This window comes from Massilia rhizosphaerae (assembly GCF_016093545.1).
Taxonomy (GTDB): Bacteria; Pseudomonadota; Gammaproteobacteria; order Burkholderiales; family Burkholderiaceae_D; genus Telluria; species Telluria rhizosphaerae.
On record NZ_JADKYX010000019.1, the window covers coordinates 98476 to 110883 of the forward strand.

Genomic DNA, 12408 nt, shown 5'->3' on the forward strand with positions numbered 1-12408 from the left:
ATTTGGTTTGCTCCTGAATCGATCAAGACATATGATCGCTTTGCCAGCCCATGCCCTTCGTCCGGTCGATGCGGGTAGCATGGGCGCGATTCCGTCTTCAACCGATAAAGCACACATGACCACCATCGTTTCCAGCGCCCCCGTCGTCACCGACCTGCGCGTCGTTCCCGTCGCCGGCCAGGACAGCATGCTGCTGAACCTGTCCGGCGCGCACGGCCCCTGGTTCACCCGCAACATCGTCATCCTCAAGGACAGCGCCGGCAACGTCGGCCTGGGCGAGGTGCCGGGCGGCGAGACCATCCGCCGGACCATCGAGGACGCCAGACCCCTCGTCGTCGGCAGGACGCTGGGCGAGTACAACACGGTCCTGAACGCGATGCGCACGGCGTTCGCCGACCGCGACGCGGGCGGGCGCGGCCAGCAAACGTTCGACCTGCGCACGACGATCCACGCCGTCACCGCCGTCGAATCCGCGCTGCTCGACCTGCTGGGCCAGTTCATGGGCGTCCCCGTCGCCGCCCTGCTGGGCGAAGGCATGCAGCGCGATGCCGTCGAGATGCTGGGGTATCTGTTCTATATCGGCGACCGCAACAAGACGAACCTCGCCTACCGCGCAGAGACGGACGCGGACGACGCCTGGTTCCGCCTGCGTAACGAAGAGGCGTTGACGACGGACGCCGTCCTGCGCCTGTGCGAGGCCGCGCGTGCGCGCTACGGCTTCAACGATTTCAAATTGAAGGGCGGCGTGCTGTCCGCCGACGCGGAGATGGAGGCGGTCGTCGCGATGCACGAGCGCTTTCCGGACGCGCGCATCACGCTGGACCCGAACGGCGCCTGGTCGCTGGACGAGGCGATCCGCGTCTGCCGCGACAAGCACGGCATCCTCGCGTACGCGGAAGACCCGTGCGGCGCCGAAAACGGCTTCTCCGGCCGCGAAGTGATGGCCGAATTCCGCCGCACCACCGGTCTGCCGACGGCAACGAACATGATCGCCACCGACTGGCGCCAGCTGGCCCATTCGATCCAGCTGCAGTCCGTCGACATCCCGCTGGCCGACCCGCACTTCTGGACGATGCAGGGCTCAGTGCGCGTGGCCCAGCTGTGCCGGATGTTCGGCCTGACGTGGGGCTCGCACTCGAACAACCATTTCGACATCTCGCTCGCCATGTTCACCCACGTCGGGGCGGCGGCGCCGGGCAAGGTCACCGCGATCGACACGCACTGGATCTGGCAGGACGGCCAGCGCCTGACGAAGGAGCCGCTCAGGATCGAAGGGGGTCTCGTGCACGTGCGGCCCAAGCCGGGCCTCGGCATCGAGCTGGACGAGGTGGAGCTGGAAAAGGCGCACCAGGCCTACAAGAACATGGGGCTGGGCGCGCGCGACGACGCCGTCGCCATGCAATTCCTCGTGCCCAACTGGCAGTTCGACAACAAGCGCCCCTGCCTCGTGCGCTGAACGGCGCCGCGCTCAGCCCTGGACGGTAGCCGCCCAGGGCTTGCCGTTGACGACGACGTGTTCCACCACCGGCATGGCCGCGCCTTTCACGTGCAGCCGCTCGTCGGTTAGTTGCACATTTATATCGCGCAGCACGAGGGCGCCGACGTCGGTCTGGCCCGGATTCGACGCGATCGTGCCGAAGGCGCCGAACCGTCCGCGGATCCCCTCCAGCGTGACGTTGCGCACGACCGAATGCGGCGGCGCCTCGCCCTTCAGGTCGAAGTACTGGCTCCACGGCCGCACCGCCACGATCTCGCCCTTGTCCGACGCCAGCACCAGGTCGCGGAAATGGATGTCCTCGTAGCGCTGCGGCGTGTCCGGCCGCAGTTTCAGGTGGGCGACCGCGCCCACGTTCTCGACTCGGCAATGCTCGACGACGACGTCGCGCACGACGGTCGCCTCGCTCCCGCACGTGAACATCGCGTGACCGCGCCGGAACAGGCAGTTGCGCACGCGGATGCGCTCCACGGGCGGGCTGTCCTTGTCGTCCGGCGCATGCGGCCCCTTCGAGCCCTTGGCCGCGATACAATCGTCGGTGACGGAGAAGCGGCAGCCGTCCACAAGGACGTCCTGGCAGCTGTCGATGTCGATGCCGTCCGTGCTGGGCGCCTGCACGTAATCGTCCGGCACCTCGAAGCCGGCGTTGCGCACGACGACGTCGCGGCAGCGGTACAGGTGCAGGTTCCAGAACTGCGAATCCTTGAACGTGATGCCGTCTATCGTCACGCCGCGCGACGCTTCGATGACGGCCAGGCGGGCGCGCGCGACGTCCAGGTTGCGGAAACCGCCCTTGTCCTTCGCCGCGTTACGCAGTTGCCAGAACCGGTCCCAGATCGGCCGCCCGGCGCCGTCCAGCGTGCCCGCGCCCGTGATCGACAGGCCGTCGCAGCCCGTAGCGTTGATCAGGCCCGGATTGAAGCGCGCCTCGATATGGCCCTCGATGCGCGTGCGCTGGACGGGGAAATGCCGCATATCGGTCGAACAGCGCAGGACGGCGCCCTTGTCGAGGTGCAGGTGGACGCCCGGCTTGAGGAACAGCGCGCCGCTGACGAACACGCCCGCCGGCACGACTACCGTGCCGCCGCCCTGCCCGGCCAGACGGTCGATGGCGGCCTGGATGGCGCGCGTATTGACGGTGCTGCCGTCGGCGACGGCGCCGGAGTCGAGAATGGAGAGACGCTTGCGTGCGGACGCGGCATCCGCGGCATGGGCCGCATGGCGCCAGAGCGGGAGGGACAGCAGGGACAGCGTGAAACGGCGGCGGGCGGAACAAGGCGCGGTCATGGGGGTCCGGATCGGAAGTCGCAATCCGGATCATGCTAAAGCACCGGCGCCGCCGGCGCGGATCAATCCGCTGATCGATTCAACCGAACAACGATTCGAACGCCCACACGAGGGTCTTGGCCACGAATTGCGCGAACGGCAGGGCCAGCACGATCAGCAGGATGATCTGGCCGACGCGCAGGACCGGTTCGAACGCGTGCCAGTCGCGGTGGACGTGGGGCAGATGGATGTGCGGCCGGTGGACGTGCGACAGATGCAGATGGGCCTTCATGCGGGCAGGCGCGATTCCGAATTTCATCGTTGTCTCCGTATATGTATATACGTTTAAAGCATATGCCTGTGCAGCATGCTCTGCCGATGATTTTTTAGATCGCGCGGCGGTACGAGATTAATAGAATCAATTTGCCGTTCCGCCCGTCCAGACTAGACTGAAAGGTTGCGTACTCCGATCAAAGCGCCGATCAAAACGCCGATCAAAAGACCGATCAGAAGCGGTATGCCACGTTCACCAGCACGGACGGCGAATGGGCCGTGTCGTCCGTCAGCGAGGCCCCGCCGTGCGAACGCCACGCCACCGTCACGCCGGCGCTCCAGGCGTCGCGCACGTAACGCAGGCCGATGCCGCCGCCGGCCAGCGCGCGGTGGTTGTCCTGCGTCGTCCATGGCGTCTTGTTCAACGTGACGCGGCCCGCGTCGTAGAACAGGTAGGGCAGCACCGGTCCGACGGCGTAGCGCACTTCCGTCTGCGCCACCCATCCCGTGTCGCCGTAGCCCTCGCCGTTCGGATAGGCGCGCACGCCGTTCACGCCGCCCAGGCCCAGTTTTTCCGACGCGTCGAGATTGTGGCCCGTCCACTGCGCCGACACGCGGCCGTACAGGTCCAGGCGGTCGCTCAGCGACTGGATGCGCGCCAGGTCCAGGTTGAAGCGGTCGAAGCTGCCGGCCGAGCGCGCGCTGGCCGCGTCGAGCGCCTGCGTGTCGCCGTTCAGCCCCAGGCGGCCGCGCGTCCAACTCAGCGCGCCGAACGTGATGCCGGCGTGGAGGAACTGGTCGCGCACGTCGAACGACAGGGTGACCGGAACGACGGTGCTGGACTTCTGCGTTTCCGTCGCCGTGGCGTCCTGGCGGTCGTGCAGGCGCTTGTGGTCGACGCTGGCCGACAGCGTCAGGTTGCGCACCTGCGAGCGCACGATCGGGTAGGACAGGCCGACGCTCGCCACGTCCGCCGTGCCGCGCGCGCCCAGCGCCGCGAAGCTGCCGGCCAGGTCGTAGTACGAATGCGTGTAGCTGGCACGGCCGCGCAAGCCGCTGTAGCCCAGCGGCGCCGCGTACGCGAGCGAACCGAACCACATGCCCTCTTCCGTGTACAGCGCCTGCGCGGCAATCTGGTCGCCCAGCATGAACGGACTGTCCACGTCCAGGCTCGCGTGCGCGCGCGTGCGGCCGGTCGCGCGGGTGCCGTAGTTGTCCAGGCCCGCCTCGCCCTTGTAGCGGTGGTCGCGCCGCACCTCGACGAGCAGGTCGCCCGTGCCCACTTCCTCGCCCGGCCGCACGAGCGGCACGGTGCGCACGCCCGGCTGGTCGTCCAGCAGCAGGGTCACGCGTTCCAGCCTGCCGCTCTCGATGACGGCGCCGTGCGGCAGCGCGGACAGGAAGCCCTGCGCACCCGACACGAAGGCGGGTTCGCCGTGCGCGGCGACCTTGCCGTAGCGGCCTTCCAGCACCTGCACGTGCAGTTCGCCGCCCGACAGGTCCTGCTGCGGCAGGTAGGCGCGGGCGAACGGGTAGCCGGCCTGCTGGTAATACGCGGTGATGCGCGCCGCCAGGGCCGCGAGGCCCGCGAAGTCGAACGACTTGCCCGCCACCGGGCCAAGGGCGGCCAGCAACGCGTCGCCCGGGATGAGCGTGTTGCCTTCGACGACGACGCGGCGCAGCAGCACCTGCTGCCCGCCCGCCTGGACGGGCGCGGCGGCCGGCGGCGCCTGCACGGCGGGCGCGGTGCCGGTTCGGGGTTGCGGCAGCGGCCGCGCGTTTTCCTGCAAGGGCAACTGCTGGGCAAGCGCCGGCAGCGATGCCGCGACCAGGAGGGCCAGCGGCAAGCGTTTCAAGTTGTGGTTCATGCTCGTGAGTATTGGTTCCGAGGATTCGTATTGTTACGGGTTCGGCGCTTCCGTGCCGCCCGCTTCCTTGTTGCCGGCCGCCGGCATGCGGATGCCGCCGGACACCACGAGCACGTTCAGGAATTTGACGTCGCGGCCCGCGGCCAGCGCCTGGCTGGACGACTGGCGGCGCTTGGTCGCGGCGACCGTCGACGCGCCGTCGCCGACCTCGCCGCCCTGCCCGTCCACAGACGGCGCCGCACCTGCCGCACTCGCCCCGCCGCCGCCCGCGCCCGCGGTGTCGGGGACGGCCAGGTAGGCCAGGCCGCCGACGGCGGGCGCCGGCAGCACGGGCGCGAGGCCCAGCGACTGCGGCGCGATGGTGGCGGCCACCACCGAGGCGGTTGCCGGGGCCGGGGCCGGGGCCGGCGTCACGACGACGGGCGCCGGGTTCGGGGTCACGACGGGCGTCGGGGTCGGGGTCGGGGCCGGCGTCGGTGTCACGACTGGCGCCGGGGTCGGCGTCACGACCGGGGCCGGCGTCGGCGTCGGGGGCGGCGTCGGCGTCGGGGTCGGCGTCGGCGTGACGACCGGTGCCGGCGCGGCGACGATGGTGCCGCTCGCCGTCGTCCGGCCCGCGAACGCATAGTTGGCGGCGTCGGCGCCGGTCAGCGCCAGCCCGTCGACGTCGACCGCGATGCCGGTACCGGCCGTGGCCTGCGCGAACCGCGCGCTGGCCGCCGCGCCGCTGACGCCCACGGTGTCGCCGGCGATGGCGCCGACCACCGTGCCCGGCGCCGTCAGCGTGGCCACCGTCGTGCCGTCGGCCGTCTTGTCGGCCACGGCCGCGCCGGCGACGGTCACCGTCTTTTGCGCAATGTCCGCCGTGGCCGAGGACTGGCCCTCGAGCGCGTAGTTGCCGGCGTCCGCGCCACCCAGGCTGGTGACGAGATCGACCGTCTTGCCGCGGCCCACGTTCTTGTCGGCGAACGCGCCGCTCGCCGCGACGGTCACGGCGTCGCCGCCCACGAGGCCGGCCAGTTGCGCGCCGGTGCCGTCGACCGCGGCCGCCGTCGTGCCGTCGTATTCCTTGTTCGCCGCCGTGATGCCCGACACCGTCAGCGCCTTCGGCGTAATGGCGGCAACCGTCGTGGCCTGTCCCGCGATCGTGTAGTTGCCGGCGTCGGCGCCGCCGAACGTGTTCGCCAGCGTCACGGTCTTGCCGCCGCCCGCGTTCTTGTCCGCGAACGTGCCGGTGGCGTCCACGCGCACGTCGTCGCCGGCGGCGAGGCCTTGCAGGACCGCGCCGCCCGTCGACACCGTGGCCGCCGTCGTGCCGTCGTAGACCTTGTCCGCCGCCGTGATGCCGGACACCGCGAGCGCTTTCGGCGCGATGGTCGCACTCAGGCCCGCCGGCGTCGCGAGCGTGTAGTTGGCCGCGCGGCCCGTGCCGTCGGCGATGGCGCCGGACACGGTCACCGCCTTGTTGGTACCGGCGTTCTTGTCGGCGAACGCGCCGCGCAAGCCGCCCAGGTCCAGCGTCTCGTTGCCGACCATGCCGGACAGCGTGCCGCCCGTCAGCACGGCCGCCGTCGTGCCGTCGTAGACCTTGTCGGCCGCGGCCAGGCCCGTCAGGGTCAGTGCCTTGGGCGTGATCGACGCGGTGGCGGCCGTCTGGTCCGTGATGGCGTAATTGCCGGCATCGGCGCCGCCGTGGATGCTCGCCAGCGCGACGGTCTTGCCGGCGCCCGCGTCGGCGCCGGCGAACGTGCCGGTTGCGCCGATGGTGACGGTATCGCCCGCCACCAGGCCCGCCAGCCGGACGTTCGCCGCCGACACCGTCGCCGCCGTGGTGCCGTCGTAGGTCTTGTCGGCGGCCGTGATGCCGGACACCGTCAGGACCTTCGACGTGATGCTGGCCGTCGTGGCGTTCTGGCCCGCGAGCAGGTAATTGGCCGCGTCGTGGCCGTTCAGGCTCGTGCTGAGCGCGACGGTCTTGCCGTTGCCGGCGTTCTTGTCCGCGAACGCGCCGCTCGCCGCCAGGCCGACGTCGTCGCCCGCGATGGCGCCGATCAGCGCGGCGCCGGTACCCGCGAGCTGCGCCGCCGTGGTGCCGTCGTAGACCTTGTCCGCCGCCGTGATGCCGGACACGATCACCGTCCTGGGCGTGATCGCACCGGCCACGGTGGCCGGGACGGCGAGGCTGTAGTTGGCCGCGCGGCCCGTGCCGTCGGCCAGCGCCCCGCCGGACACGGACACGGTCTTGCCGATGCCCACGTTCTTGTCCGCGAAGACGCCCGCAAGGCCCGTCACGTTCAGCGTTTCGCCGCCCACGAGGCCGGCCAGTGTGCCGCCCGCGAGGGTGGCCGCCGTCGTGCCGTCGTAGGTCTTGTTCGCGGCGCCCAGGCCGGTGAGCGTCAGCGCCCTGGGCGTGATCGCGGCGCTGGCCGTCGCCTGGTCCGTGAACGCGTAGTTGCCGGCGTCCGCGCCGCCGTGCGTGCTGGCCAGCGTGACGGTCTTGCCGGCTGCGGCATCGGCGTCCGCGAACGTGCCCGTCGCGCTCACAGTGACCGTGTCGCCGGCGACGAGGCCCTGCAGCGCGGCGCCGGCCGTCGACACCGTCGCGGCGGTCGTGCCGTCGTAGGTCTTGTCGGCGGCGGCGATGCCGGACACGGTCAGCGCTTTCTGCGTGATGCTTGCCGCCAGGCCCGCCGGCGCCGCGAGCGTGTAGTTCGATGCGTAGCCGGTGCCGTCGGCCAGCACGCCGCCGGACAGCGTCACGGCCTTGCCGGCGCCGACCGACTTGTCCGCGAAGCTGCCCGTCAGGCCCGAGAACGTGAGCGTGTCGCCGCCCACGAGGCCGGACAGCGTGCCGCCCGACAGCGCGGCGGCCGTCGTGCCGTCGTAGACCTTGTCGGCCGCCGCCAGGCCCGTCAGCGTCAGGGCCTTGGGGGTGATGGCCGCCGTGTTGGCGGCGCCGGCCGCGCCCAGGCCCGGCAGCTGGTAGTTGCTCGCCCGGCCGACGGCGCCGTCGGCCAGCGTGACCGCGCTGAAGTACCGCGCGTCCGCGACGTTGGCGCTGTTGGCCGCAATGCCGCTCGCGGCGAGGTCTTCGCCGGCGACGAGGTTGCCGAGGGCGACGCCGCTGAAATTCGCCGAGCCGTCGTAGGTCTTGCTCGCGTTCAGGGTGACGGTGCGCGGCGTGATGCTGGCCGTGGCGCTGGCCGTGTTCCCCGCCAGCGTGTAGTTGCCGGCGTCGCTGCCGCCCAGCGAGATGTTGCTGATGCTGACCGCGTACGTGCCGACGTCCTTCGAGCCGAAGCTGCCGGTGCCGCTGGCCGTCACGTTGTCGCCGGCGATGGCGCCGCCCATCGCCACCGCCGCCGTGGTCGTGCCGTCGTAGACCTTGTCCGCCGCGCTGGGCGCCAGGGACTTGGGCGTGATCGCGTAGTTCCCGTTGTAGAAATAACCGACGGCATAGGTCGTGCCGCCCGACGCGACGTCGCGCGGATTCGTCGCGCCCGGCGTCAGCGTGCCGTACGTGCCGACGTTCTTGCTGCTCGTGTTGAACACGGGCGCCGGCGTCAGGCTGGCCGCCGTGAAGCCGGCGGGGCCGCCGACCGCCGTGTAGGTCATGCCCGTCGCCGCCGTGGTGCCGTCATAGACCTTGGTGCCGCCGCTGGCGCCGAGCACGTAGATCGGCTGCGTCGACATGTCCACGGCCTGGTAGCTGGCGTACAGATAACTGTTGTTCGTGCCGCTGACGACGAGGTAGCCGCAGTTCGGATACGGGTTCAGGCAACCGGACAGCTGCGGTGCCTGCGTGTACGCGGACGGCTTGGGCGCGCCGTTGATGTAGACGAGCCAGGACGCGACCGACGGTCCCTGGAACGTGATCTGCGCGCGGCTGCCGTAGTTGACCATGCCCATCGCGCCGGCGTCGCGGTCGTCGCTCGTGATGTTGTTGCCGGTGCTGGTGTTGACGGCGTTGATCAAGACCGTGCCGGCGCCGGGCGAGCTGCCGACGGTCGTCAGGGTGTTCGAGTTGGCCTCGAAGCCGATGCCGAATTCCTTGACACCGCCTTCGCTCTGGCCGGTCATCATCAGGTTGCCGCTGCCGGCGAGGATCGTCGCGCCCGACTTGATGTAGATGCCGCCCTTGGTGCCGTCCACGCTGCCGCTGTTCGACCCCAGGTTCGTCTTGCCGTTGATCGTGATGTTGCCCCCGCTCGAGAGGACCTTGACGTTCTGTTCCACCGCGACGGCGGGCGCGGCCGTGCCGGCGTTGCGCGCGAAATTGATGCCGCCGGACGCGCTGCCGCTGGCGCCACCGATCAGAATCGTGCCGCCGTTCGACAGCAGGTTGGCGCCCACGTCCACGCCGCCCGTCGTCGCCCCGGCCGCGTTCGCGGACGACAGCGTCAGGTTCAGCCGGCCGCTCGTCGACGTGATCGGGCTGTTGACGATAATGTTGCGGTCCGCGCGCAGCGTGAGGCCGGCATCGGCGCCGCCCGTCTTGGCGATGGGGCTGGCCACCGTGATGTCGCCGCTGCCCGCGCTCACCGTGCCGTAACCCGCGTTGGCGGACTGGGTCGTCACCGTGACGCTCGTGCCCTGGTTCAGGGCGTTGGAGATCGTCGTGGCGCCGGCCGCGTCGATCGTGTAGTCGTACGGGTCGACGAGCCAGGCGCCGCCCTTGCCCGCGTTCACCGCGAGACCGGGCAGCGTGTTCACGCGCGCGGCCGACGTCTCGATGGCGCCGCCGTTGCCGCCGGACGGCGCGCTCGCGTCCAGCGTACCGCCCACGTTGGCCGTGCCGGACTGCATGTCGCCCAGCAGCAGGATCTGGCCCTGCGCGCCCGTCGCGAGCGTGCGCGCCTGGACGATGCCGCCATTGTTGATCACGGAACCGGACAATTCGCCGGCGGATTTCGCCGTCATCAGCACCGTGCCGCCGTCCGCGCGGATGGCGCCGCCGTTGTCCACGAGCGCGTCCAGCGCGCCTTTGCGCACCTGCAGTTTGACGGGGCCGCCGAAGTCGACGACGACGTCGCTGCCGGCGCCGAGCAGCGCATTGCCCCGGTCGGCCGCGATGTCGCCCGAGTTCACGACGCGCGCCGCGACCAGCGCGACGTTGCCGCCCGCCGCCGCCTTGATCGCGCCGCGGTTCTCGACGCCGTTCGCGCTCGTGCCCTGCAGGTGGTAGCGGCCGGCGAGGAAGTCGTCATTGGTCATCGCCAGGGTCGACGCGAGCAGGCCGCCCACGTCGACCCGGGCCGTCGGGCTGAACAGCACGCCGTTCGGATTCAGCAGGAACACATGGCCGTTGGCGTTCAGCGCGCCCTGGATCAGCGACGGATCGGCGCCGAGCACGCGGTTCAGCGCGACGGCCCCCGCCGACGGCTGCACGAAATTCACGGTCGCGCCCTGGCCGATCGAAAAGCCGGTCCAGTCGAGCGCCGCCTTGTTGCTGCCCTGGTCGATCGTCAGCGTCTTGCCGGCGTAATGCAATGTCGCCTGGCCGGCCGTGACGCGGCCGCCCGTCGGCAGCGGATCGGCGGCATGTGCGCCCGCGCTCGCCGCCGCCAGCGCCATCAGCGCCAGTTGCCGGCGCCGGCGCGAACGCCCCGTCGACGACTTGGTCCGCTTGGAACCCAGTTCCGAGACAGCTTGCCAAATGTTTTTCGAGGCATTCCAGACGATGCGATAAATACGGTTCACGTGGATTCCAGGAGGGTAATCGGAGCCTCCGAAGTGTAGGACATTGCCTACAAGAAATCCAACGTTGTGCGTGATTTGTTCGTAATCAGTCGCGCCCCGACAACGATTTCATTCAAAATCTTATCGTATTGAAAAATTTATTGAAAAATCCAGCGCCGCTCAATCCGGCTGGATATATTTGCCCATGAATTCAATGGCTTACATGACAATCCCAGCGATTATTACATGAAGGCCCTCATGCATTTATTTATAAGCAAAAACATTTCGCCAAATACATTGGTAAGCAAATCAATGAACACCAAATGTTTTCAGCAATAACCTTCCAGGTAAATATATTCATTCAAATTGATATCGATCAAACGAATTAACGACATTCGCACAGCCCGGGAATACAGTTTTATCTATTTACCGGAGAATTCCATGATCAAGACCATTCTCACGCATGTGGACGGCGGGGCCGAGCAGGACAGCCGCTTGCGCGCCGTCTTTCATCTCGCCGACGCCTACGCTGCCCACGTCGTCGGCAGCGCGGACACCGGCATCGGCTGGCTCGACTACGCACTGCTGACGGGCGCCGTGGCCGTGACGACGGCCGGCCCCGACTTCGAGATCCTGCGCGGCGCCGCCCGCACGCGCCTGGACATGTTCGAGGAGGCGGCCCGCCGCGCCGGCGTGGCGTCGTTCGAATCGCGCCTGGTCGAGGACGAGACCCGCTACGCGCTGCTGCTGCAATCGCGCTATGCCGACCTCGTGGTGCTGAGCCGGGGCGCCGAGGCGGACCCCGTGCAGCCCCTGCGCGCACGCGCCCTGCCGGACCACCTGGCGCTGCACGGGGCCCGTCCCGTGCTCGTCGTGCCGCCGGATTACGCCGGCCGGCCGCTGCCCGGCACTGCCGTCGTCGGATGGGACGGCAGCATGCAGGCCATCGCCGCCATCGCCGCCGCCTTGCCTCTGCTGGTGCGCGCGGACGGCGTGCGGCTGGCGCTCGTCAATCCGGAGCCGTCCGGGGACCTCCACGGCGAGCAGCCCGGCGCCGACATGGCGCTGTACCTGGCCCGCCACGGCGTGCGCGTGGACGTCGTCGTCGAACGCACGCGCGCCACGGTCGGCGCCGCCCTGACGGGACTGGCGCGCGACTGCGGCGCCGGGCTGATGGTGACGGGTGCATACGGTCATGGCCGCTACCGCGAATGGATGCTGGGCGGCGTCACGCGCGAACTGCTGGAACGGGCCCCGGTGCCCCTTTTATTGGCGCACTGACCGTCGGAATCCGCTGCGTTTGAGGTAGATCAAATAACAAATCGCGCGCGGCAAAGACACTGCTCCTCACATCGACGAGATTGAGGCAGATCATGCACCACCACCATTCCGACGCAGATCCGGTCACGACCTGTGCGGCCGTGCGCCACGGGCGCGAACGCCTTTGCGCCCGCATCGCCGCCCTGCAGACACAACCGGACGCCGTATTCATACAAGATTTTCCCGCCGTCGTGGCGGCGGTCGAAGCGGACTTCCGGCGCGTGGAGGCGCTGCTCGAGCGCCTGGGCGACGTCTGCCTGCACCCGCGCCGCGCCGATTACGCCGTCGTGCTGTGCGCGCTGCACCGCACGCTGCCGCAGATCGAGGGCGGCGACATCGTCCTGGGCCGCCAGGTCGCGGACGCGCTGGGCGCCGTGCTGTCGGTGCCGTGGGATGCCGGCTCCGACCTGGACGCCGCGGCGCCGCAAACGTCGCAGGTGGGCGCGCCGCGAACACGCTCCATGCGCGCCGCGGAATCGCTGCACTGAGCGCGTATCCCGGTAGGGT

General features: G+C 69.7%; 7 protein-coding genes. 3 read left to right on the top strand and 4 right to left on the bottom strand.

The window, feature by feature from the left end; translation table 11 throughout:
* Positions 1-115 precede the first annotated feature (115 nt).
* Positions 116-1456, top strand: coding sequence for a glucarate dehydratase (gudD, locus tag ISF28_RS23520; protein WP_198119600.1), 1341 nt, complete (start codon positions 116-118; stop codon positions 1454-1456).
* A 12-nt stretch (positions 1457-1468) separates the two neighbouring features.
* Here gudD and ISF28_RS23525 read toward each other — a convergent pair whose 3' ends face one another.
* From ISF28_RS23525 to ISF28_RS23540, 4 genes are all read right to left on the bottom strand, one after another.
* A complete protein-coding gene (locus tag ISF28_RS23525; protein WP_198119601.1) occupies positions 1469-2782 on the bottom strand; it encodes a glycoside hydrolase family 28 protein in 1314 nt (437 codons plus the stop codon).
* A gap of 79 nt (positions 2783-2861) precedes the next feature.
* Positions 2862-3080 (bottom strand): hypothetical protein, encoded by a 219-nt coding sequence (locus ISF28_RS23530; protein WP_198119602.1) that lies wholly within the window; start codon positions 3078-3080, stop codon positions 2862-2864.
* A gap of 187 nt (positions 3081-3267) precedes the next feature.
* On the bottom strand, positions 3268-4902 hold the full coding sequence (locus ISF28_RS23535; RefSeq protein WP_198119603.1) for a ShlB/FhaC/HecB family hemolysin secretion/activation protein: 1635 nt from the start codon (positions 4900-4902) through the stop codon (positions 3268-3270).
* A 33-nt stretch (positions 4903-4935) separates the two neighbouring features.
* Positions 4936-10602, bottom strand: coding sequence for a YDG domain-containing protein (locus tag ISF28_RS23540; RefSeq protein WP_198119604.1), 5667 nt, complete (start codon positions 10600-10602; stop codon positions 4936-4938).
* Positions 10603-11022: 420 nt separating this feature from the next.
* Between ISF28_RS23540 and ISF28_RS23545 the strand changes: the two genes are divergently transcribed.
* Together ISF28_RS23545 and ISF28_RS23550 are read left to right on the top strand one after the other, a co-directional pair.
* Positions 11023-11862, top strand: coding sequence for a universal stress protein (locus tag ISF28_RS23545; protein WP_198119605.1), 840 nt, complete (start codon positions 11023-11025; stop codon positions 11860-11862).
* Positions 11863-11954: 92 nt separating this feature from the next.
* Positions 11955-12389 carry a hypothetical protein gene (locus tag ISF28_RS23550; protein WP_198119606.1) on the top strand — a complete coding sequence of 145 codons (435 nt, stop codon included), beginning with the start codon at positions 11955-11957 and terminating at the stop codon, positions 12387-12389.
* Positions 12390-12408: the final 19 nt, after the last annotated feature.